The following is a 25,836-nucleotide window of genomic DNA, read 5'->3' on the forward strand; positions in this document are numbered from 1 at the left end:
AATCTCATATGTCAATATTTGAGTCGTTTCATCATGTCATGCTCATTCATTGCCAAGGCAATATTTAATTGTAAAGAGCATAAACTACTGAAAACAATCAAACGAAATTAATATAGGATTATTTTGATTAAGACCAAATAGCGCAACATCAAAAGTTTTTAAAAAGAAGGGGCTGACACCTAAGATTGTGATTTAAGGATGATTTTAAGATCATCTAGCAACTGTTTAGGTGTACCGATATTAAAGCGCCATTCACATTCTTTCAAGAATAGATTGAAATGCTCTTTTGGAACTCCGTTAAACTTTCTCATATGTCGTTTGGCTTGGTTCCAAAAATTTTCAATGCCATTAATATGGTTCTTTTCATTCGCAAATAAGATTGAATGATTAATGCGGAAATGTTTAAATTCTGAAACATCAAGCGCATTATATCCTCGCCAACAATCTGTATAAACAATGCTGTCCGGTACGATTTTCTGGCGGATTATAGGCATAAGCGTATCTGTTTTAGCATCCAAGATGATTTGTGTATAAACTTGACCACCTCGCTTAAGAATACCAAAGACAGCAACTTTACTTGGCTAGCTCCTCGACCGCGCATGCCTTTGCTATGACCTCCAAAATAACTTTCATCTAATTCGATTTCACCCGCAAATTGTTCCGCACGTTCCTGTTGTTTTACGGCAATTGAACATCGCAATTTATGAAAAAAGCGTACAGCTGTATTGCGATGAATACCAGCCAAATCAGCAGCTGTTCTAGCGGTTGAACCCGCAATGAAGTATTTCATAAGCTCTAACTGCTTATTTCTTGTTAGTTTACAATGCTTTACATACATAAAGAGACCCTAACTTATATAAAGTCAGGTGTCAGCCCCAAAAAGAAGTTTGCCTGCGAGCGAGTGGCGCAAAACGCCTTTCCTCACCATAAAAGTTGATGGCATATCATTTGATTAAGGTTTGTAAATTCTAAAAAAGGGATTGCCGTAATCGTTTAAAGGTAAAGTAATATATGAACTAAATAAAAGAATCCGGTGATAAATATAGCCCAGCAAAGGGATGAACTTGTCTTATTTATTGAAATTTGGGGGATGTGTAAGCCCTGCTTAACCAATAAATGCGGCTATATAAGAGCAACCGATCAATATTTTATAAAGCAATAATATCATGAAAATACTTTGCGTGACGCAATTATCCTAAAGCTAAAGCGTAAAGCTTGCAGGATAAAAGGTAAGGTGCAATTTTGCTATGTTCATATGGATAGGTAGGAATAATTTTAACTCACATTTTTGATTGCATATTTTTTAAAGTGGTTCAATTCTTTATAAGTATTTATAGATTAATCATCACAGTGCGTATCTAATGCTAGGCTTCTATTTATTGTCGTATCTGGCATTTGATTTGAAAGACAAGGAACAAATACTATTAGATATGCCTCCTGGAATGTTGTTACATTATGCCAAAGGCTTGAATATGACCGAAGAAAAATTTACATCTTTCATGTTTACTGTCATGGATGAAAATTGGTCAAAGATATCATCAACGACATTAGATTATGATAAAGATAAGTTTATTTATCGTGAATTACCTAACGGAGAGCTGTATACGCTTATTTCGTACAAAACGCATACCCTTATGAAAGATGGTAGCGAACAAAACTCTGAAAATCTTGGGTTAGATTTCAATGTCGACGAGCGCTGGTATTTTGCAATTGTTGATGATGAAAGATCGTTTAAAAAAGTTTTAGAAGTTTACCCGCAATTTAAAAATGCAGATTTGACAATTCCTCATCAATAACGTTTTTATTTGCTTTAAATATGTCGCAAAAGGAGCCGAAGGCGCAATTTTTGGCGTTTTCGTCTTCCATGTCATAATTTGTGCAAATGTGGTAAAGCGTGAATGTTTCTGTTTACATTTAACAAATAAAAAAGGCCAGACAATCTGTCTGACCTCTCGGCGTTATCTTATTTTAACAATGCCAGTACATCCGTGGTCATTGCAAAATAGATAGCAATCTTTAAGCTGCAGCTAGGTTGCAAGCAGACATTTTACCTGAACGCTTGTCTTGCTGCATGTCGTAGCTTACAGCTTGACCTTCATCAAGTCCGCGCATGCCAGATTGTTCTACTGCGCTAATATGTACAAATACATCTGCGCCACCATTATCTGGTTGAATGAAGCCGAAGCCCTTGGTTGAATTGAACCATTTAACTGTGCCTGTGGTCATAATAAACCCTTTCATAGCAATAAGAGATCAATGCAGGAATTGCATCTAAGTACCGATTTTTGAGAAGAGGGGAAAATTAGGACGCTAAAAGCGTATAAAGTAACAACTCGAAAAAAAACATCGTTTTTAATGTTTACATTAAATTATTTCATACGTCAATTGAAATTTTAAATAAGTATTATAGTGCTAAAATGAAAGTTATTCAAAATAAATATCATTACAAAATTTAAATAAAATTGGGTAACGCTATTTTTTCGTAAAAAACCAATTATAAAAAGCGGTAATATTAACCCTGCCCGTGATTTAAATTAAGTCCCTGCCTTTAGTTTTTTTGCTAACGCCATCACGCTCTGGTGTATTTTCAAGGTCGAAGCCAATATCATAGCGATGTTGTGCTTTGGATGCCCCCATATTTTGTGGGGTAAAATGCCGATCTCATTCATGCAATGTTTGGGCTAAAAATTGCGTCAAGCGGTAATGTAGGTCAAGGCCATAGTGATTATATGCATCAAGCAAATACGGCATATTATGTTTTTTTGTGCTTATGCAGTAATCTGACGCGGTATTTTGCGGTTAGCTTCGGGGAGTATCCTGTTACAATAGGGCAATAAAAAAGGCAGCTAAAAGCTGCCTTGGTGGTAATGCTGTTTAAAGACCATTATTGCTTTTATTGGGACCTTGTGGGAGCGTTGACATTTTTTCTTCAGCCATTTTAACCAAATCTTCTGGTGTAATTTTGAAATCCCAAGTGGAGATTACCTTTGCAGCGTTTTCTATGCTCTCTCTTTCATCAAGTTTGATTTGTCCATTATCATACTCCTGAAAATGGCGAGATTTTATATTTTCACTTCTTGATGCTTGATTGTGCTGTGCATAAAAACCTAGGGCGGCTTGGAGAACTAAGCTATCAAGTACAAGTACAATGGCAAATTTACGCGATTTTTTTAAAAATAATAAAAATATACCACCGAAAAAAGCTATAAAAGCAATAATCCATAATAAAAAAATAACTATGCCCATACGTTTCTCTTTTTTAGTGCTATGTACATGATTACTTTTAATGAAGATCACTTCAATCTGAGACTATCACACCGCTGTAAGCAATTTAATTATATTTAAAAAATGGAGTTAGTTAAAGCGTGGTATCTGGTATTTTTTGATAGCCAGATAATATTATCCCGCAGCCAATAAGTGAAATAACCATAGTTGCTGCAACAAGTATACCACCTAGAGCAATTCCACATAAGGATGAAATGATTATCAAAATTACAAGTGATTTGCTTTTTAGGCCTAATGCTATGCCAGCAAGAAAAATGCATAGACATGAACACCACGCGCCATAAAATGTATAACTATTTACTTCGTGGTTTGGGAGTGAGGCGCCACCAATCCCACCTAATGCGCTAGCATAGGCTTGCATGAAAACTGCCACTAATCCTAAAACACCTGCAATAATTATGATGATTGCGCCAATTATTCTCATGATTTTTCCTAAATCAAAGACGTCAAAATTTAAGAGTTTTACTTGGTTTAGTCAAGCAACATGAAAGAATGGTTTACTTGTTATCAATGTCGCTCCAATCAAGATCATGTATTGGGGGGCATTCTTGGCTCTTTTTATTTTTTTTTGGTCTGATTATCCTTTTGCAGGTTTAAGTTGGTATCGATTCTTGTGGTATTGTTAAACTTTGAAAACACTTGGTTGCATGTTTAAACATTAAAGGTCTGGATTTGCTTTTACTACGGTTTCAAGATAACTGCTTTCATCGCTATAGATTTTTAGGCAAATATCACAAGCATTTCGCCTTGAATGGTTTTATAATGGTCTATAATTTATCAAATCTACTTTATCCAAATAAAGTTTCAACAATTGACACGCACGCCGATGGTTGCCAATAGGCAAAGTTAGGGCGATTGAATAAAGAAATATGCGGGTAAAGCCATGGCGGGTCTGGTAGGATTGGACTTCTTTCACCGCTTTAATAGGTACCTTATTGGTTTGGTCATCCGACTATTGTGCTACCTTAAGTCCGCCAACCACGTCTAGTTTTGCCCATGCAGTGCTTGGCTTTGTTTGAGCATTGGATAGCTAATTATTTTGATAATACTTATCAGTGAAATAGCAAAGTGCCGAGCATTAAAGCTGCCTATAAAACATTGTTTGCTGTTTCATCAATATCACGTTTGGCGTGAGTTATGATAAGGTGACTTGGACGGAGAGCAATTTGAATGTTTGGGTTGTATTTATCTAAATTGATAATTGCTTTGGGCGCTCATCTTTTATCGGCATAATTGCAATTTTTGCTATGAGTTAATGATCTTGATTCGCAGATCTGGAACTCACAATAACATGCTTTTTGAACAAAGTTGTGTGACATCTTGTATGTCATATTGTTTTGCAAATCTGAGGAAATATCAATGCAGAAGGGAGGAAACACCATATAATCAATTATGATATTATCATGGAGCGGGTAGCGGGAATCGAACCCGCATATTCAGCTTGGAAGGCTGCTGCTCTACCACTGAGCTATACCCGCAAGCTAATATGTCAGCTAAAGAAAAATGGTGGAGCGGGTTGGATTTGAACCAACGTAGCTTACGCAACGGATTTACAGTCCGTCCCCTTTAACCCCTCGGGCACCACTCCACTTTTCAAGCTAGCTGAACCAGCTTTTAACTTTGCAATCTGTAGAACCTTAATTCGTTGCAGCTTGCGGAGTGGGTTATGGCGATAAGTTGAGCAGAAGTCAACAGCCTATTTCAAAAAAAATGAAAAAAAATATAAAAATGTGAAAAATTAGTTCTATCCGTGGATAGTAAATGCGCATATAACTGGCGCATGAACTCAAAAACTCCTAAAGATTCCCATTATGCCCGTTTGCGCCGTCAATATAGAGACAGCCAAAATAGCGGCCCCAAATCAAATCGTCCGGCACTTTCACCTGAAAATGTGCCTGATGGACTCGTTCGACTTTATGGTTTGCATACTGTGCGGGCAGCTTTGGCTAATCCTCGACGTAAGCTTAAACGTCTTTTGCTAACCCAAAATGCTTTTGCACGGCTTGAAATTGCACAAGAGGATTTGCCGATTGAGCCAGAATTCGTTGAACCACGGGCGATAGATCGGTTGCTAGGATCTGATGCCGTGCATCAAGGTGCCATGCTTGAAGCTTTGCCATTACGTCCGCGTGCACTTTCTGCACTAGGTGATAGTGAGCTTGTCGTTGTATTAGATCAAGTGACTGATCCCCATAATGTCGGGGCAATTATGCGTTCGGCAGTGGCATTTAATGGTGGCGCGTTAATAACGACTGCACGTCATTCGCCAATAGAATCAGGCGTTTTAGCCAAGTCGGCATCCGGTGCCTTAGAGCTTATTGATCATATTTGTATAGGTAATCTTGCCACTGCAATTGAGCAATTGCATAAGGCTGGTTTTACGACCTTTGGGCTTGATTCTGAAGGGCCCCTTTCGTTGGAAGAAACCTTTACAGGTAAAAAAATCGCCTTGGTCTTAGGTGCGGAAGGGAAGGGGTTGCGGCAAAAAACGCGCGAAACTGTATCCTATCTTGCGCGTCTTGATATGCCTGGCGAAATAAAATCGCTGAATGTTTCTAACGCGAGTGCTATTGCGCTTTATGCAGCACGTAATTTTTTAAAGGCTAAATAGTTTTTAAAACTCCGCATTGCTGACAATTCCGATTTGTAACACTTAAAACCACAAGTAAGCGATTACTTGTGGTTTTGTTTTTAAGGTTTTTGCAAATCTATGCGAATCAAAAAATTAATATTTGAATTGCTCTGATAGGATTCGTTCATCCCATGAGTGGTTGGGGTCAAATAATATACGCGCAGTGATATTTTTAGCCGAATAAATGGTTACGCTAGTAACGGTTTTAACTTCAATATTATCAGCTGCGGCATTAACTGGTCTTTTATCTTGCTCAAGCATATCAAAGCGTATGGTTGCTGTGTTCGGCAAAAGTGCACCATGCCAACGGCGTGGGCGAAATGGGCTAACCGGGGTCAATGCAATAAGTGGTGCCAAAAGTGGTAAAATAGGCCCCTGAGCTGACAGATTATAGGCGGTGGAACCGGCGGGTGTTGCTGCCATAATGCCATCGCAAATCAATTCTTCCATTCTGATCTGATCATCAATGCTGATTTTAATTTTTGCTGCCTGATAGGACTGGCGAAACAATGACACTTCATTGATAGCAAGGGCTTTGACGCTTCCTTCAAGTTTTGATTCTGCAATCATCTCTAATGGATGAATTTCTTCCATATGGGCAACAGAAACACGTTCAGGAAGGTTTTTTATTTCATATTCATTCATTAAAAAACCAATGGAACCGCGATTCATACCATAAATTGGTTTTTGACTATTCATAAAATCGCGCACGACCTGTAGCATGGTGCCGTCACCACCAAGGACTATGATAGTTGTTGCTTCTTCCGCGCTATTTTGTCCATAGTGTTTGATAAGAGCTTGAGCTGCTTTTGTAGCATTGGGTGTTTCTGCGGCAATAAAATGAAATTTTGGCATGGAATGTGAACTTTTTTAATTTACAAATCGACTATTAATAGGAGAAAATATTAAATTTTGTAATCAGCCGGTAACCAGTAATATGCTTGAATTCGGTGTCATAAGCAAATTTAAAATATGATAGCTTCTGGATTAAAATACTTAGCCGGGAAATAATTTATCCATTATCTATGAAAGCATTTTTGATGTTTCTTAAAAAAAATCAAAAAAAGGAATTACCTAAAGGCGAATATGCCATTTTTATTCCAGAGGGCTCTATCGGTCGGCCTTTTGATGTAGTCTATGAGTTGCGAGAAACAATTATTGATGAGCAATATGAGATCGTATTTATTGGTGGTATAAGGTTTTTATTTGATACACAAAATCAATTCCATTTTTATAAAAATAGTCTTTTTGTTGTCGTTCAAGAACCATCGATTTTGATCTTGGGTATTGAAACAGTTTTAAACCGCAATATAGAGGTTAAAAAGCTTGAACAAGGCATCGTATCTTTTATAAATATCTGTGATAGCAGATTTATAAATGAGCTTTTTGAGTTTAAGAAAACATTGGAGCGCTGATGTTTGCGGTTTAACAGCCGTGACTATCAATGTCTTTGAAGAAGCAGTTAACTATCTAACAAGTTGAGCTGAGTTTTTGCGTTTAAAATAACTTTTTTCAATTAAATGAAAAAAAATATGGCTTATGCTATCAAAAGGTCTTAAAGATTTTTTAAATGGTCAGTCAAATTTAAGACATGTGCTTTTTGCACAAAACGGTTATGGAGCACGTAATGGAAGAGCCAGTCATGCACAAAAATCCTTGCGCTTTAGTGATTGGTGTTGGCGTGGGGACTGGTTATCAGGCGGTGAAGCGTTTTGCTGCAGGCGGCTATGATGTTGCTATGATTGCGCGAAATCACGGCCGACTTGAAAAATACGAAGCTGAAATCGAAGGCGCTTTTGGATATCCAGTTGATATTACCAATATTGAAGCTTTTGATCATCAGCTCAATGAAATTATTGCAAATCATGGTTTGCCGCAAGTTGTTGTGTTTAATGCTTTCCAAGGCGTTTTTGGTGATTTTTTGGAAATCGACCCAATGCAACTCGCTATGAATTTTAACACTAACGTTATGGCGTTTTTGCATGTGACACGCAAATTATCGCCTTTAATGCTTGAGCTTGGCCATGGTGTTTTCATTGTAACAGGTAATGCTGCAGCTATTCGCGGTAAAAGTAATTTTGCGGGCATTGCTCCTACAAAAGCTGCGCAACGAATTTTAGCAGAATCAATTGCTCGCTCGCTTGGTCCAAAAGGTATTCATGTTGCCTATGTGGTTATTGATGCGGTAATTGATGTGCAATGGTCGATGAACCGAAGCAATAATGATGATTATTTTATTCAACCCAATGATATTGCCGAGGAATTATGGCATATCGCGCACCAACCGCGCGGGGCTTGGTCGTTTAATGTTGAATTGCGCCCCTATAAAGAAATATGGTAAAGGTTACAAAGATTAGCATTTTATTAAATGCTTTCACTGCCTTATGCTTTGTAGTTTATTGCATTTACAAAAACACTCACTAATAACCGCTTTATAAGGTTGTCCAATCAAAAAAGTCTAAGCAGTTAATGAAATCGAATTTATTTTTTGATTTTGAGTAGACATCTACTTTGCTTGGCGATAAATAGGGGCAGGTTGCTGCCTTTATGGAAAAATGCCGGAAGGATTTCTTATGAATATAGATTATGCTGAACTTCGCCGCAAAATGGTTGATAATCAGGTTCGCACTGTAGATGTTACCCGTCTTTCTGTATTGGCCGCTCTTCTTGCTGTTCCGCGCGAAGCATTTGTTTTAGATGATTTTAAGAAGTTTTCCTATGTCGATGAAGATGTGGAAGTGAAAGCTGCTGAAAATGGAGAGCCAGCTCGTTTTATTATGGAGGCAGCTCCATTTGCCAAGCTATTGCAACTTGCCGATGTTTCAAAAAAAGATATCATTCTTGATATTGGCTGTACGACTGGTTACAGTGCGGCTGTTCTTTCAGAACTTGGCAGTTCTGTTATCGCACTTGAAAGTGATGAGGCATTAGCACAAGCTGCAAAAAATAATCTTGACAATAATGGTTATGATAATGTTGTTGTGATTAATGGAGTATTGCAGGACGGTTATAAAAATGAGGCGCCCTTTGATGTTATAGTTATTGAAGGTTCGGTAGATTTTGTACCGGAAAATTTATTTTCCCAATTGCGTGAAGGTGGACGCCTCGTTGTGGTTGTTGGTCATGGTAATGCTGGAGTTGCGCAGTTATTCATTAAAGAAGACGGCGTTATTTCTGTGCGGCGCGGCTTTAATCTTGCGGTAAAACCTCTTGCTGGATTTTTAAATAAGCCGAAATTTGTATTTTAATATTATATAAATGCCTTTTTGCTATGTTTGCTTAAATCTTGCCTTGGTTGAAAATAAAGCGGTTTTGCAAGAGAAAGTTTTATTCTAGTTGTTTTCCTGCAACGCTTGCCGATTTTATGAGTAATAGTTTTTTTATTGCCTTAAAAATTGCAAGCTATGTGTTGCGAATTTATTAGCTAGGCTATAGCAATAGATAAAGTGGTAATTGAGATTGGTTTGGATTGTGAAAAATATGAAAAAAGCACTGTTGGCAGCTCTGCTGGTTTCAGGCACGATTCTTTCAAGTGTCCCATCAAAAGCTGAAAATTTGATGGGTGCGCTTTCAAAGGCTTATAATAATAATAGCCGTCTCAATTCAGATCGCGCCTCTGTTCGTGTTAGTGATGAGAATGTTGCAATTGCACGATCCGGCATCCGTCCGTCTATAGCTGCATTTGCTAGCTATACTCGCGGTAATAATGCTGGAAATCCCTATTATTCAACTGTTGGCTCGGTCGGTATTCAGCTTGACCAAGTTATTTTTGACGGTTTTTCAACAAAAAATAATATTAGTGCTGCTGAATTACAGTCTGCTGCGCAACGCGAATTTTTGCGCAACAGTGAACAAAATCAGCTTTATGCGGCGATTGAAGCTTATGCAGATGTTTACATGGCGCGGCGTATCGCTATTTTACGTCAACAAAATGTTGCTGCATTAGATGAACAAGTTCGAGCTGATCGGGCAAAACTTGAGGTTGGTGAGGGTACTCGAACCGATCTTGCGCAATCCGAGGCACAGCGGGCCCTAGCTATTTCGCAATTGCATTTAGCCAAAGCTGACGTAAAGTCAAAAGAGGCGATTTATCGTCAGGTGATTGGTGTGGAGGCAGAGAAGTTGGATGCCCCAGTATCAGCAACCGGTCTTCCTCGTAATGCAAAATCGGGTTTTGAAATTGCAAGAGTAGAACATCCTGCAATTTTGTCTGCTCGTTACGCTGTCGATGCGGCGTCCTATCGGGTTAAGGCTAATGAAGGCGCTTTACTTCCACAAGTGAACTTCAGGGTAGCAAGCTCTTATAATGAGGTTTATGATGGCCCAGGGACGAGTGGTAGAGCCAACTCGATTGGTCTTGCTTTAACAGTGCCATTTTATCAAGGTGGTCGCACATCTGCACAAATTCGTCAATCCAAAGAGCAGTTGGGTCAGGCGGTGATTCAGGTTGATGTTTATGTTGATCAGGTTCGCCAAGAGCTATCCGCCGCGCTTTCTCAATTAGATGGCGCTAGGGCATCTGTTGCAGCCTATCGTGATAGTGTTGCTGCGAATAAAATTGCTTTGAATGGACGTATTGAGGAAAATCGAGTCGGGCAAGCAACTACCCTTGATGTTTTAAATTCTCGGGGTATGCTTATTGATTCTCAGGTAAGTCTAGTATCTGCCGAACGTGATGCAGTTGTAGCCAGTTACGGGCTAGTGGTCGCGATTGGGCGTATGAGTGCTCAACAGTTAAATTTGCAAGTTGTTCACTATGATCCCAAAATTCATTTTGATGCTGTACGATTTAAATGGTTTGGTTTGAAAACGCCATTTTCTCATTAGATCATATAATATATAGTTATAATAGGTGCTGGATTTTAAAGCATCCGATATAACCTTTGGTGTGAAAAAAATACATTATTTGGTATTAAATCTTTAATTATATTCCCCCATGTTTTTTTGTTGATTTGATTGAAATAATTCCCTTTTTCTAAATTGAAAACTAATATTTTGTTCTTTTTTAATATCAAATCAAATCGAATCATCGTTATTTTAGAATGTTATCGATAGCGCATTTGTCGCCATAAAATTGGAATTAGCTCTTATTATAGTTTTTTATCGATTCCTAAGGCTGATCTGGAGTTTTATTAGCAAAAAAAATGTTAAGTTCGATGAAAAAAGTCTTTTGGGACTGGAATGTAATTATTAAAAAAAATATACTAATGTTGGTTTTATTTTTAAATTTAACAAATATTGTTACAAAATATGAAGGGCTGTCTGTTTACGCTGGATTATCTCATGGTTACGAGTAAATAAGAGATATCATATATTGAAATATTATGTTCGGCAGTTACTGAGAGTTAGGTGGGATTGATGGCACAAAATCCAAATGCAATGCAAGAGCCAAGCATGGATGAGCTTCTCGCATCTATTCGTGAGATCATCGAAGAAAATACGGGACCTTCACCGAATAGAAATCCAAATAGGCAAGATGTAAATGCGCATGAGCCTGCTATTCCAGTACAGCGTAACGCTGTTGGTGAAAGCCAAACGCGAGTAAATCCAAATCCAGCATCTCCTTCTACAATGCCACGTAACTTGCAAGGCGATGACCGTGCTTTAAGGCTTGATATTCAACAATATGGTGATGTCGGGCAGGTTAATTCTGAAGCGCCACCTGTACAAGATGCCATGAATGCATTAGCTGCACGTATTGGTTTGCGCCATAATGAGGATGGAGATGGGGCAGCTAATGACGGAATTGCACGTGATGATAGGCCGCATCTTCCACCACCGCCGGCAGCGATGGTTGTTAAATCCGCCCCTAGCGAAAGAGCCCCGCAAGCACAAGTTCCAAATCCTGCGCTTACACAAGCTCGTACCATGAACACAAGCCAGAATGCAGGCAATGTTAACAGTTCTCCAGCACATATTAATAATGCGCAAAACGTTATTAATAAGCCTATAAGCGCAGTTCAGGCACGGCATCCCAATCCAGTTGATCAAACAGCACAATTTCAAGGGCAACCAATGCAACAGCGTGCTGCTCCCATTCATGCACAAAATCAAGCTGCGCCTCAACCGCATTTAGCTCCGCAAACGCAAGTCGATCCGCTGCGTCAACGTGAAATGCCGCAAGTAAGACCTCTACCACAACAAAGGGAGGCACCCCAACAAAATGAAAGTGCTATACGTAATCAACAAATGCAGGTAAATGCTGCTGCGCAGCAAAATGGCAATCGTCAAATGCCCCCTCAGCCGCGTGTTGCAAATCCAAATATACGCCCTAATCAGGTTGCTCCGCAAAATAATGTTACGCAAAATATAGGTGGTGAAAGACGTACGCCGATTCAGCAACCCAATTTTAATGCAGAACCACATATTGATGAAAGGCGGGATTTGCGAGCAAGTTCGCAGCCATTGCCTCAAGAGGTGCATGCACCCAATGATATAAATCCTAATCGTCGTCCTGTGTCGGCTAGTGTTAATCAGCCAAATATTGAGGCTGTGCAAGATGAAAGGCAAATACTTGCGCAAGGACAATCCAGTAATTTAGCTGTACCTCAAGGCCAGTTAGATGTGCCTGATACCCCCCATAACGTACCGTTTCCACGTTCTGCGCCATCAAAGCCTCATTTTTTAAGTCAAGCTTTGCGATCAGCTTTTATGAGTATTCCTGCCAAGGATTCAGCTTTTCAAACGGCCTCATCTTTGCCTCAGGCGCCGCTTCGCCCACAAAGCGTATCTTCCAGAAGCACACAGCCAACGCGAGTTGAGCAAAAAGCTGCTGAAATGATAGAAGCAGAGGTAAAGCGTGAAATGGATAATATTGATAGGGCATTGGAAGCTGATTTTGAAAAATCAGCTGAAAACTTGTTACGGCCCTATATTGCTAAATGGCTTGATGAGCACTTTAGTGAACTTTTTGAAAAAGTTTTGCGCGAAGAAATAAAGCGCGTTATCCAAGCACAGCTGCGTTAAGGCAATTAAATAAGATACATATTTAGCCATGTATTTCGTTAATACATGGCTTTTTATTTGTATTGTAATAATTTTTATTGTGGTGCCACTAATGTGACCTGATATTCTAATATTAAGCCTTGTTAGTTGCAAGACAGATATTTTTTCAGCAGATGAAATGTATAGATTTTATATTTGTCACAGCAAAAAAAACACTCGATTTTGTAATTTTTTTCTGTCAGCTATTTGAAATAGTATCCATATTATTAATTAGGAAAATGTCCTATTCTCCATTCATAATAATTTTTAGCCGCAACTATAAAAATCTCTTTTATGTGCTCGTTTTTAACTTTACAAGTTAAATTCGAAATAGCATCCCATAATTCAATGGCTAATTTTTTATCATCACCATTTAATTTAAAATATCTATTGTCTGAATTAATATTTAAAAAGGCATCAAGTAACTCATAATCATCATTGTTAATACTTTCTAAATAATTAGGCACATCAATGGTTTCATTGCATAAATAGTTCAAAGGATTTTGGATGTACCATCCAATATACTTTTTATTTTTAATTATAAATCCAAAATCCTTAGTAAATAAAACAATATTTGCATTGGATAATCCACGAGTTTCATTGAAACAGATCAAATATCTTTTTTGTTTATTCAAATATCGGAATTTTACTCGTGGGAAACAATTTATTTTGCCGCACATACTAAGAAAACCATAGTTTATAGTGCCAGGTATTTTTACTTTTTTTATACGATCAGGTGCAATGGACCGAATAGATGCCAAGCTATTGTCTTCAGCAAAGCATATTGTGTCATAAAAATCATCTAATCCGTCAATTGTACATATGTATGGGCTGTTAGAAGAAATAAAATCAACAAACACCCCTGTTTCATCTAAGAAAAATCTTAATTTAGCATGCGGAATAATTAAATTACTGGTTGTTGTAATTTTTATTCCGTCAACTATTTGAAACGTATCAATATTATTCATTTTTGGCCTTGTCGCTAATATTATTTGTAATCTGTATTGACGCAAAAATATAAAATTTTGAAATGATGCTTGCTTATTTTAGGAAGGCATAGATGCTAGAAAGATTAAAGAATAAATTATTTCAGCATATAAGGGGGGATTGGGCAAGGGATGATTTTAAAGGGCGCCACTTTGATACAATCATCATTATTCTAGCTATCAACTGATATCTTAGCTACTGCTTAAGCCATCGGTTATTGAAGAGCTGTTATTAGGCGTGGCATCAAGGTTGATCATAGCACATACAACCGTTCGATTTTTAATGTCTTTTAACCGACTTAACTTTGCTATAACGAGCACTATGGCCAATGCAAAACCATAAAGTGCTCAAGCGCATCTACTGAGGCCAGTATGGATCATCTACAGAGCGAGTAGACCTTAAAGTGGTAAATCCATCCATTGTGAGTTGATCTAAGCCTGTGCGCTTTATGACCGGTAAGATGTCTACTTGGCAAGGCATTTTTAGCGTGCCCTATTTATATATATTGGTACAGTCAAAAAAGTCTTGGATATAAGTTCTTTCATAATGTTTAAAGCTATGGTTACTGAAAGTTTCAAGCGGCAAAGAGAACGTTTGTCTTATGATAATCATCAATGGCTATGAATATTTCAACATCTCTCATTATTATTTACAAAATAGGCTGATAGGAAAGGCTTGCTACAGAAAATATAGACAAGCTAAGCCGCTATAAGAATTAGCATTCTTAGCCCAAATAGTTCTACAACTTGACCAATTGTTTTATAAAAAAAGATTATTTCAATAAGTAATGAGGAGGATTTAATCAAATGGTGGGCGTGACAGGGATTGAACCTGTGACCCCTACAATGTCAATGTAGTGCTCTCCCGCTGAGCTACACGCCCATTTGATGTCGCGTCATAGACCATATTAGTGTCTTGCAGTCAATGGTATTTTTAGCAAAATTAGTTTATTTTTAAAATATTTTGTAATTGTGGATAAAGTTGCCCAGTTTTTAGATTATTGGTGTTTAGGTTCTTGGGGCTGAGTTTTAGGCTTCTGTTTTTTAGGAAATTGCGCAAGAGTAATATCGGGGTGGGACAATGTATATAAAAAAGAACGGCAAATATTCATTCGCATTCTTTTTAGATTATGATGATGTATTTGATGTTTATAATGGCTTTGCCAAAACGGATAATTTTGAAATCGTTGGACTGATAAATATTAAAAATAAACAGCAAACCAAAAATATTTGCTTTTTCTATGAAGAAGGCGAGGGGGATTTTCGTTGTGAAAACCAAGATAATCAACTTGCCATTATTTATAGCGATATTGAGGCTGAGAATTACCTAAGGTTCATTGATAATATAAAACAGCATGAAGATGGATTATTTTTAGGCTTTGAGTTCAACTCTATTGTTTATAAGGGAAAACAATATTCGTGTAGTATGCATCCTAAAGTTATTTTATTATGAGAAAATGCTATTTAAATGTTTAGAACGCACAAAAAGCCATGCAAGGTTTTGCATAGCTTAATATTTTACATATTTAATATCCTAAAATGGCTATTTTTACGCCGCGATTAGCATTTTTTGCACTTCGCTTACCAATTCACGCAAGTGAAAGGGTTTGGACAAAATACGCGCATCACTTGGTGCTTGCGAATCTGCATTAAGCGCGACTGCGGCAAAGCCAGTGATAAACATTACTTTAAGATCTGGATCAATCTCTGTTGCACGGCGTGCAAGTTCAATACCATCCATTTCAGGCATGACAATATCGGTTAAAAGTAGCTCAAACGGCTCTTCCTGTAAACGCTCATAAGCGCTAACACCATTATCAAAATCGGTTACTTCATAACCTGCCCGTTCTAGCGCTTTGGCTAAAAAGCGGCGCATATCATTATCGTCTTCAGCAAGAAGAATACGTTTCATCGACCTATCCAAATTTTAATTAAAGCCGTTATTTAAGGTGTGACCCTATTTGAGAATCGATAATAGCAAGTCTTGGTAAAAAGGAAATAAAGAGATTTAATCCTCTTCATTCTTGGTTAATACCAACAGGCTTTTATCTTAACCAGGCGTGTTTTGCTTGCTTTTTTAGCAGCATTCTAATAAGGGCAAGATTTGTCATGGTTGGATAAATATCGGCTTATTTTTCCTTGTAAATCTTATAAGCCTATCATAACATTATATCCATTAATTTTTAAATAAACAAAAAAATAGCTGTTGAAAAATCCTTTTTATTTCAATCTATTGGTTTTATTTATTAAAGTAATTTTATCGAAGCTGCGGTTAGGATCAATAGATTTTGGAGAGAGTAACGTGTGATTGATTTGCTCCTCCAAGCTTGATGATAAAAGATATTGCTTGGGCAGTGCCTGATGTCATTGCATATAAATATTGAAAATTATACTGTTAATTAATGGCGCTTAATCTCGTAGTTTAAATTGGGTAATGTGGGATAGCAGATAAATGGCTGCAAATATTGATTTTGGTGGGCAACTTCCCTTTCGGATTATGCGTCCGCATAACCAAACTGTTCCATTTTTTTTCAATTCACCTCATTCGGGGCGGCAATATCCCGCGTCATTTTTGCAAATGAGCCGTCTTAATGATTTTGATATCCGGTTATCTGAAGATCGTTATGTTGATTTAATTTTTGGTTCTGTGCCGCAATTTGGTGCGCCACTTATGCTTGCAGATTTTCCGCGTGCCTATCTTGATGTTAATAGAGAACCTTTTGAGCTTGATCATCAAATGTTTGAAGAAGCATTGCCAAATTTTGTACCAAAACCTTCTCCGCGTGTTTTAGCCGGGCTTGGTAGTGTTCCTAAAATTGTAGCTCAGGGTAAAAATATTTATGCTGGACGTATTTCAGCCAAAGCTGCTTTAAATCGTATTGAGCATGTTTATCAGCCCTATCACACTTGTCTTGATTTTGAATTGCAACAGATAAAAGCGCAATTTGGCTATGCAGTTTTGATAGATTGCCATTCCATGCCTGGGCAATTGAAATTTTTTCAAGGAACACGCCAACCCGATTTTGTTCTTGGTGATGTTTATGGCCGTTCCTGCGCTTCACAGCTTAGTCGCCTTGCAGCGCAGCTATTAAGCGAAATGGGCTATTACGTCCAATGTAATCAACCTTATGCTGGAGGCTTTATAACCATGAATTATGGGCGGCCTTTGCATATGTTCCACGCTTTACAAATTGAAATCAATCGCGACCTTTATCTTGATCCAGAGACTTTGGAGCCTGATAGTGGTTTTGATGCTTTAAAGAAAAATATGTCATTTTTTGTAGAGCAATTGGTACAATTGTCACACAGTGCTTTTATCTTGCAGCAAGATGCAGCAGAATAGTATTTTTTCTTTTTAATTTTAGGCTAGTTAATTAAAAAATATTTTGAATAATGGATGGCTATAAAATAAAAGGACCGCATACTTAAAAAGTATGCGGCCAAGTTTATCTAGGTAGCAATGAAACATTGCTTAACCAAGAATTAAAATAATTTGGCCGTAAGGTCAATGCAATTTGACCAAAAAAATGACATAAAATACTAATCGATTAAAAAATATTCTATTTTTATGTAAATAAGGCGTATAAGGGGACTAATTATGTCGGCATTTTATGATGAAACATTTTTCTGTAAGTTAAATGAGATAGCTGCGAGTCAGTCCTTACCGCTTTTTCGACAAGCCTTGACTGTAAATAATAAAGAAGTTGATGGTTTTGATCCAGTCACAATGGCAGATCAGCAGACTGAAGCCGCATTGCGAGCATTTTTACAACAAAATAGACCACAAGATGGTATTTTTGGTGAAGAGGGTGGCATTGAAGGTGGGGAGCGTGAATTTGTTTGGGTGATTGATCCCATTGATGGCACAAGGGCTTTTATTTCAGGTTTGCCGGTGTGGGGTACGCTTGTTGGATTATTGCATAAGGGGGATGCTATTGCCGGAATGATGGCACAACCATTCACGGGTGAGTTGTTTTTTGCCAATGATGAGGGGAGTTTTTTACGTCATAATGGCTTAACCCAGACGATAAAATGTCGTGATACTACTCATATTGAAGATGCAACGCTTTTTTCAACCGCGCCGCAATTATTGAAAGGTAAGGAGGGGGAGGCTTTTGCATGTTTAGAGGAAAAGGCTCAATTGACCCGTTTTGGTACCGATTGTTATGCTTTTGCGATGTTAGCTGCTGGCTTTGTGGACCTTGTGGTAGAGGTTGGATTAAAACCTTATGATATTGTTGCGCTTATTCCGATTATTGAAAAAGCCGGTGGTGTGATTAGTCGTTGGGATGGTGGAAGGGCAGAGGAAGCAGGTAACATAGTTGCGGCGGCCACGCCTCAATTGCATGAAAAAGCGTTGGAAATTTTAGCTAAAGCCATTTAATTTCGAAAATGGTTTGCTCACCAATATAGCTTATTGTGCCGTAATTTTTAGCATTGTGTCACCACTATCAATCGAATTGGTAGTGGCAATGCTATTGTACCATTCATTTTTTTGCTTAAAATTGGGCTTAAAGGATGAACCTGGTATAAAGGCTGAAAATCCTTGCCAGAATTGCCTTGTAAACTTTTCTTCACTTGCCAAAATATCATGGGGCGCGCCGCGCAAATCAATCAATTGTGCCATTCGTAATCTAGAAACAAATTCGCGGTTTTTGGGCGAACTGCTAAAATTATCTTGATTAGGCTGATAGACGAGAGTTGGAATGGTCATATTGTCGATATAATGGCTTGAACCAATATAGCCTATGGCATCAAGCATAGTAGAATACCAGCCAAGGCTTGGGTACGCGCGTTTATTGTTATGTATAATAGCAGTACTATCTTCGCTATCTAGAGCTTCTGGTAGTTCTTTGGTTAATAATAAAGGTCGTGTTGTTCTAATAAGCCCCAATCCGCTATCGCTTAATATGCGGCAAAATTTATGAAAAAAACTATTATTGCTGTGATTGCCCGGTGTTAATGGTGGAGAAACAAGAATTTGTCGTCTGATTTTGCCGGCAAATAAATCATGAGCCGTAAGCGCAATGATTGCTCCCATATCATCACCTAGAATATAGTAGGGGGCCGGTAAGCTTTCTAAAATAATTTTGGTAAATAATATATCAAGGTCGTCGATAAATCTGCGATAATCCTTGACATGACCGCCCCATTTGTCGCCGCGCAATTTATCTGATTTTCCTTGGCCGATAAAATCAGGGCAGATAGTAAAAAAACCGCGCACTGCCAATTTGTAAATAGATGATTGATAGTCTTCAACCTGTTTGCCATAGCCCTGTAAAAGCAAGATCGTTCCATTTGGTGCGCTGCTTTGTGGCTTGGAAATGATATAACGCATTGATAGGTTTTTGCGCACCATTATGTAGTCTGTTTTACTATCAATTGCCGATATTGTTTCAATCATTATCAATCACATTGCTTAAGGTTTTAATAAGTATCCAAGGCGGCTATGGCATTAAAATTTTTCATAAATAGACTAAACTGCTTTGGCTATTAAATGGTTAAAATAATTTTATTTATAAATCTTGAAAACCAATATTTCTATACCCACATGGTGAATGTAACCGCCACTATTGGGGTTACGTGCAAATAAAAATCGCCCATTGTGGGATTTTAGTCTTGCAAATTCATGTTGCTCTAAAGGAGGGCATAATTATGCGTCAAGTAGATTTTACACCATTATATCGGTCAACTGTTGGTTTTGATCGTTTATTTAATATGTTTGATACACTTTCTCAGCCAGAAGGTGCACAAAGCTATCCGCCTTATAATATTGAACGTTTAGGCGAAAGTTCCTATCGTATTTCGATGGCGGTGGCTGGTTTTTCGGTAGATGAATTAGAAATTGAAGCCCATCGCAACCAATTGACTATAAAAGCTAATAAATCATCTCAACAAAATGATGATAATCAAAGCGAATTTCTCTATCGTGGCATAGCTACACGGGCTTTTGAGCGCCGCTTCCAGCTTGCCGATCATGTAGAAGTAGTCGGTGCAGAATTAAAGAACGGCCTATTGCATATTGAGTTAAAGCGCGAAGTGCCTGAAGAAATGAAGCCACGCCGCATCAACGTCAATGTTGCAAACAATAATGCTACCAGCGTTGAAACATCATCAAAAGTGATTGAAGTTGAAGCGGCTGAATAATATTAGCTTCAATTAAAGTTGGTTTACTATAGCAAAATAATGAAAAGGTTGCAGATGTTTGTCTGCAACCTTTTTTGATTTCAAGATAAATATAACGCTGCATATAAAAAGCAGACTTATTTCATTCTAGAGCGTTTTCCGAAAAGTGTGAAGCGGTTTTCAAGCAAAAAACGCGGTGTAAACAATGGATTAGAGCGCCGATCTGAACCAATCAGATCGAAATGCGCTCTAAGTCTGCCTCTATAGTTTTTGCGTCCTAAATTATTCTACTGTTACTGCTTTTGCAAGGTTGCGTGGCTGGTCAACATCAGTGCCCAATAATAAGGCGGTATGATATGCAATGAGCTGGATTGGTACCGCATAGACCAGTGGAGCAATTAAATCTGGTACTTCAGGCATAACCAAGGTTGCCAAAGTTTTCATATTGGCGGCTTCTTTACCCTTTTGATCGGTTATGAGAATAATTCGACCACCACGTGCTGCAACTTCCTGCATGTTGGAAACTGTTTTTTCAAACCAGCGATCATAAGGCGCAACAACGATTACTGGCATGGTTTCATCAATCAAGGCGATTGGCCCATGTTTTAATTCACCAGCAGCATAGCCTTCAGCATGAATATAAGATAATTCCTTAAGCTTTAATGCGCCTTCTAAGGCTATAGGATATGACGTGCCACGGCCGAGATAAAGCACGTGCTTAACGCTCATCAATTCAGTGCAAATAGACTCAACTGATTTTTCAAGCTTCAAAGCTTGATTGATAAAGCGCGGTGCTTCCGCCAATATTTTTACTAACTCTTCTTCTTTTTTTGCATCAATGAAACCGCGCGCAACGCCAGCATTAATCGCTAATGCCGCAAGGGCTGCCAATTGACATGTAAAGGCTTTAGTCGATGCAACGCCAATTTCCGCGCCGGCAAGTGTTGGAAAAACTCTATCTGCTTCACGTGCCATAGTTGAATGGGCAACATTTACCACCGCGCCCGTTGCTATATTTTGCTGCCGGCAATAGCGAAGGCAAGCCAGAGTATCCGCCGTTTCCCCCGATTGAGAAACAAAAAGCGCCAAAGTATTTGGATCAAGCGGCGGTTCGCGATAGCGAAATTCTGATGCAATATCGTTGTCTATTGGAAGACGCGCTAGATTTTCAAACCAATATTTAGCAACAAGGGTTGAATAAAATGCGGTACCGCAGCTTGCGAAAGATAGGCGGCTAATTTTTTTCCAGTCAATACCTTCAAGCGCGCGTATTTTTCCTTTTGCTAGGTCAAGATAATTGGCAAGCGTATGGGAAATGACCTCTGGTTGCTCGAACATTTCTTTGCGCATGAAATGGCGATGATTGCCTTTGGAGACAAGGAATGAAGCACCTGTTGCACGGGTTTCTGTGCGTTCTACTTCATTGCCTTCGCCATCATAAATCTTAACACTATCATGGGTAAGAACAGCCCAATCGCCATCCTCCAAATAGCTAATGCGATCGGTAAATGGCGCAAGTGCGATAGCATCTGAGCCAACATACATCTCGCCATCGCCATAGCCAATGGCAAGAGGGGGGCCTTGGCGCGCAGCAATCATTAAATTGTTTTCACCTTTAAAAATGAAGGCAAGTGCAAATGCACCGCTAAGGCGCTTTAATGCCTTTTCAACTGCATCTTTAGGAGTGTTGCCGGCTATAAGCAATTCTTCTACAAGATAGGCGACAGTTTCAGTATCGGTTTCAGTTTTAAATTCATACCCTTTTGCTGAGAGTTCTGCCTTTAATTCCGAAAAATTTTCAATAATGCCATTATGCACAACGGCAACTTGTTCTGTCATATGCGGATGAGCATTTTTTTCAACTGGCATGCCATGGGTAGCCCATCTTGTATGGCCAATGCCTGTAGTGCCAGCAAGCGGATGCGTTTTTGACTTTTCTTCAAGATTGACGAGCTTACCTTCGGCGCGCATGCGTTTCAAAATGCCGTTTTCAAGGGTTGCAACGCCAGCCGAGTCATATCCCCGGTATTCAAGCCGCTTTAAACCATCAATTAATAATGGTGCAACCGGTCTTGTTCCAAGAATACCAATAATGCCGCACATAAATAGCTCCGTTAATTTAAAAATCTGTTCTATATGTATTAGAACAATTGTCCAATACAATAGTTAATAAGCCAAGAATAATCATTAAAAAATGTGATTTCAATTTTTGTGGTGACTGAACTTGGCTTTAATCATGCAAAATTCGTTGCAATCATGCAAATGGTACTGCTGTTGTGCCGGGGGGTAGTTTTGCTTCTTCCTCTGGCTCTACATGGATGACAACTTTGCTGTTTTGAATTTCAAGATGTAAAGCATCTTCAATACGATCACAAATTTTGTGAGATTCTCCAACCGTCATAGCCGCAGGTACAACCAAATGAAACTCGATAAATGTCAATTGGCCAGCAAGGCGGGTGCGTAAATCATGGGCTTCAATTGCACCATCGGCATTTGCAGATACAATGTCGCGTATGCGCATGGTTTCTTCGAGTTCCACACCAACATCCATCAATCCTTGTACCGAATTATTGATAACTTTCCAACCTTGCCAAAGAATATTTATTGCAACGATAATGGCCAATAATGGATCGAGAATATGCCAACCTGTAATAATAGCTGCAAAAAGACCAATTAAAACACCAACAGAGGTATAAACATCGGTCATTAAATGGTGTCCATCAGCAAGAAGTGCGGGTGAGCGTAGACGATTGCCAACCCGTATCAATAATACCGCCCATACGCAATTGATAACACTGGCGACAAAATTAACAGCAAGACCCAAGGTTGGAGTTTCAATGGCTGGTGGTTCTTTGAGTGCCCCCCAAGCCTCGTTGATAATCAATAATGCGGCAATAATAATTAAAACACCTTCAAGCACTGCAGAAAAATATTCGGCCTTATGGTGCCCAAATGGATGATTATGATCTGCTGGTTTGTGGCTGATGCGGATAGCAAACCAAGCGACGAGAGCTGCAATAACATTAACGATTGATTCAATGGCATCGGAATAGAGCGCGACGGAGCCCGTTACATAATAAGCAAGATATTTAAGCCCTAATACAGCAAGTGATACAGGGATGGACATGATAGCCATCCGATTAATAAGTTTCATATTGCCAGCCATTTGAATTGCATCCTGCTTTTAATTAAGATCTGTTCAACCCAATATCACCCGTTTATTACCAAATTTAGAATGGTATCTAACCACTCTTTGATTGTTCAAAACTTGGGTCATATCAATAAAAGCTATTTTACATAAGACAATGTAAAATAGCTTTGATTTAAGTGTTTTCTATTATTTTAGCTAAAACTCATTTTAGCTATTTCTTCATATGCCGCTATAGAATTTTGCGTTTTTTAGGAAGTTGGGCAATAACGTTTTCAATCATTCGTAAACCTGCGTCCCCCCCTAAAGACATAATCGATTCAGGATGAAATTGTACTGCAGCGATTGGTTCGCTTTTGTGCTCAATTCCCATGATAATCCCATCATTTGTTTCTGCTGTGATTATAAAGTCGGTTGGTAATGTGGCTTTATCCGCATAAAGCGAATGATAGCGACCTATGGTGATTTCTTCCGGTAGGCCAGCAAAAACAGTTCCTGCCTCAAGAATTTTAATGCGCGATGGTTTGCCATGAACAGGTATAGGTAATTGCTTCAAACTGCCGCCATAGGCTTCAGTAATCGCTTGTAGCCCAAGGCAAACACCAAAAATTGGCAAATTACGGTTGCGTGCGCGGCGAATTGTTGCAGCGCAATCGAAATCTTTTGGATTGCCAGGGCCAGGTGATAAAACCACAAGATCAGGAGATAGTTGTTCAAGCATTTCACTGCTAATTGGGCTACGCAATGTTGTAACATGCGCACCCGTTTGGCGAAAATAATTAGCAAGCGTATGCACAAATGAATCTTCGTGATCGACAAGTAAAACCGAAACACCTTCACCGATTTTTTGGGCGCGATGGGCAACATTATCATTATGGCTTTGGGTTGCGCCGCGAATAGCTGCTATCATTGCCGAAGCTTTAAGCTCTGTTTCTGCTTCTTCTTCTTCAGGATTTGAATCAAAAAGCAAAGTTGCACCGGCGCGAACTGCGGCAATTCCATCTTTAATCCGCACTGTGCGCAGGGTAAGGCCAGTATTCATGTTACCATTAAAATGCACCATGCCAATGGCGCCGCCATACCAAACACGCGAACTCATTTCGTGTTCTTCAATAAAACGCATCGCCCATAATTTAGGCGCGCCTGTTACTGTTACTGCCCATGCATGAGAAAGAAAAGCGTCAAAGGCATCCATATCATCGCGCAAACGCCCTTCAATATGGTCAACCGTATGGATAAGGCGTGAATACATCTCAATCTGACGGCGGCCAATAACCCGAACGGAACCAGGCTCGCAAACGCGACTTTTATCATTGCGATCCACGTCAGAACACATGGTAAGCTCTGACTCATCTTTTTTAGAATTGAGTAGTTTTAATATTTGTTCTGAATCGGCAATTGCATCTTCACCGCGTTTGATAGTGCCTGAAATAGGGCATGTTTCAACGCGGCGGGCATTCACCCGCACAAACATTTCAGGCGAAGCACCAACAAGATATTCTTGCTCGCCCAAATTGATAAAGAATGAATAGGGGGAGGGATTGGTCTTTTTTAAGCGCCGTGAAATTGCAGATGGCGAATCCTTGCAAGGCTCATAAAACGTTTGTCCTGGCACAACTTCAAATAAATCACCACAGGCAAAGCTTTTCTTTGCTTCACGCACAAGATCAGCATAAGCGCCACGATTATGATCGCTGCGCGGTGGAATAGTGGTGGAAACTTTAAAATCTTGGCCTTGGCTATCATTTTCAACGCCAACAGTAGATAGGGAAGCTACTGAAAAATCATAGCGGTCAATCCAAGCTTTTGCGGCATGGTGATCAACGATTAAAATGCTGTCAGGCAAATAAAGCACAAGATCGCGCTGATCTTTCTCACGCTCTATCTTGAAATCAATAGCCTCAAATTGAAATGCAAGGTCATAACCAAATGCACCAAATAAGCCCAAATTTTCATCAGCATCAGAATGAAAAATTTTTACAATCTCACGCAAAACCGTAAATACCGAAGGTTGTCTCGACCGTTCTTCTTCCGTATAGCGCCGTGTGGGTTGTTTTATATATAGGCTTAGCTTTTCCGCACTAATTGATGTGATTTCAATATCGCTTAGTGCTTCAATATTTGGCCTAATCATTGCTAAGATAATGACACCGCGACTATTGAGTGCTGCAATCGACAAATTTCTTCCTGATGATGTGACGCATAATGGCGGATCAATAATGCCAGTATCCCAGCGGGTGTAACGTCCTGGATATTCATAGTTTGAGGAAAATAAAGCACCAAGACGGCTATCAAGAGCATCAACCATTTTATCGGTTGCACCTTCATAAGCGATAAAATCACGATGACGCATAATATCGATGCCACCATCTGTGGTATATTTAAAAGATGTATTTTCCAAAATTAATCCGTCCTTCATCATTGGACATTCTCCCGTTGTGTCATAAGAATAGACCAAACGGAAAATTAAAAAGGCCGCTCGGTTATCCGTTGCGGCCTCGCACCTAAAAAATGCACATGCAAAAAACGACCGCTATAAGCAGGTCCACCACCAAATATTAAAAATGCGTGTTTGTTTTTGACATGTTTTCATGGAAATCTATTTAACCGCAAAATTAAAATTATGCAATGAGATTTTCATTTAATCTGTAGCGTCACCTATTTTGCGATATTTA

The 25,836-nt window shown here is 38.9% G+C and carries 21 protein-coding genes, 3 tRNA genes and 1 pseudogene; 11 read left to right on the plus strand and 14 right to left on the minus strand.

All coding sequences use genetic code 11. From position 1 onward, the window contains the following. Positions 1 to 179 precede the first annotated feature (179 nt). Positions 180 to 838, minus strand: a pseudogene (locus tag N6B01_RS04660) (IS1595 family transposase). 562 nt (positions 839 to 1,400) lie between these two features. Between N6B01_RS04660 and N6B01_RS04665 the strand changes: the two are divergent. Next, a complete protein-coding gene (locus N6B01_RS04665) occupies positions 1,401 to 1,796 on the plus strand; it encodes a hypothetical protein (protein ID WP_262080148.1) in 396 nt (131 codons plus the stop codon). Between the two features lie 220 nt (positions 1,797 to 2,016). Here the strand turns inward: N6B01_RS04665 and N6B01_RS04670 are convergent, their stop codons facing one another. From N6B01_RS04670 to N6B01_RS04690, 5 genes are all read right to left on the minus strand, one after another. Beyond that, complete coding sequence (locus tag N6B01_RS04670) at positions 2,017 to 2,226, minus strand: cold-shock protein (RefSeq protein ID WP_182419149.1); 210 nt, start codon at positions 2,224 to 2,226, stop codon at positions 2,017 to 2,019. Positions 2,227 to 2,874: 648 nt separating this feature from the next. After that, positions 2,875 to 3,246 carry a hypothetical protein gene (locus N6B01_RS04675; protein ID WP_262080150.1) on the minus strand — a complete coding sequence of 124 codons (372 nt, stop codon included), beginning with the start codon at positions 3,244 to 3,246 and terminating at the stop codon, positions 2,875 to 2,877. Positions 3,247 to 3,358: 112 nt separating this feature from the next. Beyond that, entirely contained in the window at positions 3,359 to 3,709 is a 351-nt protein-coding gene (locus tag N6B01_RS04680) for a hypothetical protein (protein WP_262080152.1), read from the minus strand. 980 nt (positions 3,710 to 4,689) lie between these two features. Continuing rightward, positions 4,690 to 4,763: transfer RNA gene (locus N6B01_RS04685), tRNA-Gly, on the minus strand. A 26-nt stretch (positions 4,764 to 4,789) separates the two neighbouring features. Further along, positions 4,790 to 4,873: transfer RNA gene (locus tag N6B01_RS04690), tRNA-Tyr, on the minus strand. Between the two features lie 192 nt (positions 4,874 to 5,065). On the opposite strand from N6B01_RS04690, the gene N6B01_RS04695 reads away from it, so the two are divergent. Beyond that, entirely contained in the window at positions 5,066 to 5,896 is an 831-nt protein-coding gene (locus N6B01_RS04695) for a TrmH family RNA methyltransferase (protein WP_262080154.1), read from the plus strand. 114 nt (positions 5,897 to 6,010) lie between these two features. Here N6B01_RS04695 and N6B01_RS04700 read toward each other — a convergent pair whose 3' ends face one another. Further along, positions 6,011 to 6,772, minus strand: coding sequence for an NAD kinase (locus tag N6B01_RS04700; protein WP_182419153.1), 762 nt, complete (start codon positions 6,770 to 6,772; stop codon positions 6,011 to 6,013). A 185-nt stretch (positions 6,773 to 6,957) separates the two neighbouring features. Here N6B01_RS04700 and N6B01_RS04705 point away from each other — a divergent pair, with 185 nt between their 5' ends. The 5 genes from N6B01_RS04705 to N6B01_RS04725 all read left to right on the plus strand — a co-directional run bounded on the left by N6B01_RS04705 (position 6,958) and on the right by N6B01_RS04725 (position 12,883). Then, a complete protein-coding gene (locus N6B01_RS04705; RefSeq protein WP_262080155.1) occupies positions 6,958 to 7,332 on the plus strand; it encodes a hypothetical protein in 375 nt (124 codons plus the stop codon). 212 nt (positions 7,333 to 7,544) lie between these two features. Then, complete coding sequence (locus tag N6B01_RS04710) at positions 7,545 to 8,258, plus strand: SDR family NAD(P)-dependent oxidoreductase (RefSeq protein WP_262080156.1); 714 nt, start codon at positions 7,545 to 7,547, stop codon at positions 8,256 to 8,258. Positions 8,259 to 8,490: 232 nt separating this feature from the next. Further along, positions 8,491 to 9,165, plus strand: a complete 675-nt coding sequence (locus N6B01_RS04715; RefSeq protein WP_262080157.1) for a protein-L-isoaspartate O-methyltransferase family protein — start codon at positions 8,491 to 8,493, stop codon at positions 9,163 to 9,165. A 232-nt stretch (positions 9,166 to 9,397) separates the two neighbouring features. Beyond that, entirely contained in the window at positions 9,398 to 10,744 is a 1,347-nt protein-coding gene (locus tag N6B01_RS04720; protein ID WP_262080158.1) for a TolC family outer membrane protein, read from the plus strand. Positions 10,745 to 11,275: 531 nt separating this feature from the next. Then, entirely contained in the window at positions 11,276 to 12,883 is a 1,608-nt protein-coding gene (locus N6B01_RS04725) for a DUF2497 domain-containing protein (RefSeq protein WP_262080159.1), read from the plus strand. Between the two features lie 245 nt (positions 12,884 to 13,128). Here the strand turns inward: N6B01_RS04725 and N6B01_RS04730 are convergent, their stop codons facing one another. After that, positions 13,129 to 13,869 carry a hypothetical protein gene (locus N6B01_RS04730; protein ID WP_262080160.1) on the minus strand — a complete coding sequence of 247 codons (741 nt, stop codon included), beginning with the start codon at positions 13,867 to 13,869 and terminating at the stop codon, positions 13,129 to 13,131. Positions 13,870 to 14,695: 826 nt separating this feature from the next. Beyond that, positions 14,696 to 14,770, minus strand: a tRNA-Val gene (locus tag N6B01_RS04735). A 198-nt stretch (positions 14,771 to 14,968) separates the two neighbouring features. On the opposite strand from N6B01_RS04735, the gene N6B01_RS04740 reads away from it, so the two are divergent. After that, on the plus strand, positions 14,969 to 15,340 hold the full coding sequence (locus tag N6B01_RS04740) for a hypothetical protein (RefSeq protein WP_262080161.1): 372 nt from the start codon (positions 14,969 to 14,971) through the stop codon (positions 15,338 to 15,340). A gap of 96 nt (positions 15,341 to 15,436) precedes the next feature. Here the strand turns inward: N6B01_RS04740 and cpdR are convergent, their stop codons facing one another. Then, a complete protein-coding gene (gene cpdR / locus N6B01_RS04745; RefSeq protein ID WP_182419160.1) occupies positions 15,437 to 15,799 on the minus strand; it encodes a cell cycle two-component system response regulator CpdR in 363 nt (120 codons plus the stop codon). A 540-nt stretch (positions 15,800 to 16,339) separates the two neighbouring features. Between cpdR and N6B01_RS04750 the strand changes: the two genes are divergently transcribed. Together N6B01_RS04750 and hisN are read left to right on the plus strand one after the other, a co-directional pair. Beyond that, a complete protein-coding gene (locus N6B01_RS04750; RefSeq protein ID WP_262080162.1) occupies positions 16,340 to 17,230 on the plus strand; it encodes an N-formylglutamate amidohydrolase in 891 nt (296 codons plus the stop codon). A 255-nt stretch (positions 17,231 to 17,485) separates the two neighbouring features. Further along, positions 17,486 to 18,271, plus strand: a complete 786-nt coding sequence (hisN, locus tag N6B01_RS04755; RefSeq protein WP_262080163.1) for a histidinol-phosphatase — start codon at positions 17,486 to 17,488, stop codon at positions 18,269 to 18,271. 30 nt (positions 18,272 to 18,301) lie between these two features. Here hisN and N6B01_RS04760 read toward each other — a convergent pair whose 3' ends face one another. Continuing rightward, a complete protein-coding gene (locus tag N6B01_RS04760; RefSeq protein ID WP_262080164.1) occupies positions 18,302 to 19,291 on the minus strand; it encodes an alpha/beta fold hydrolase in 990 nt (329 codons plus the stop codon). Between the two features lie 251 nt (positions 19,292 to 19,542). Here N6B01_RS04760 and N6B01_RS04765 point away from each other — a divergent pair, with 251 nt between their 5' ends. After that, a complete protein-coding gene (locus tag N6B01_RS04765; RefSeq protein ID WP_182419163.1) occupies positions 19,543 to 20,034 on the plus strand; it encodes an Hsp20 family protein in 492 nt (163 codons plus the stop codon). 261 nt (positions 20,035 to 20,295) lie between these two features. Here N6B01_RS04765 and glmS read toward each other — a convergent pair whose 3' ends face one another. The 3 genes from glmS to N6B01_RS04780 all read right to left on the minus strand — a co-directional run bounded on the left by glmS (position 20,296) and on the right by N6B01_RS04780 (position 25,580). Further along, on the minus strand, positions 20,296 to 22,116 hold the full coding sequence (glmS, locus tag N6B01_RS04770) for a glutamine--fructose-6-phosphate transaminase (isomerizing) (RefSeq protein WP_262080165.1): 1,821 nt from the start codon (positions 22,114 to 22,116) through the stop codon (positions 20,296 to 20,298). Between the two features lie 151 nt (positions 22,117 to 22,267). After that, positions 22,268 to 23,167 carry a cation diffusion facilitator family transporter gene (locus N6B01_RS04775; protein ID WP_410007233.1) on the minus strand — a complete coding sequence of 300 codons (900 nt, stop codon included), beginning with the start codon at positions 23,165 to 23,167 and terminating at the stop codon, positions 22,268 to 22,270. Positions 23,168 to 23,393: 226 nt separating this feature from the next. Beyond that, the gene (locus N6B01_RS04780; RefSeq protein ID WP_262080578.1) at positions 23,394 to 25,580 is read right to left on the minus strand and encodes an anthranilate synthase; all 2,187 of its coding nucleotides are present in this window, start codon (positions 25,578 to 25,580) and stop codon (positions 23,394 to 23,396) included. Between the last annotated feature and the right edge of the window lie 256 nt (positions 25,581 to 25,836).

The organism is Bartonella sp. HY406 (assembly GCF_025449315.1).
Lineage (GTDB): Bacteria > Pseudomonadota > Alphaproteobacteria > Rhizobiales > Rhizobiaceae > HY038.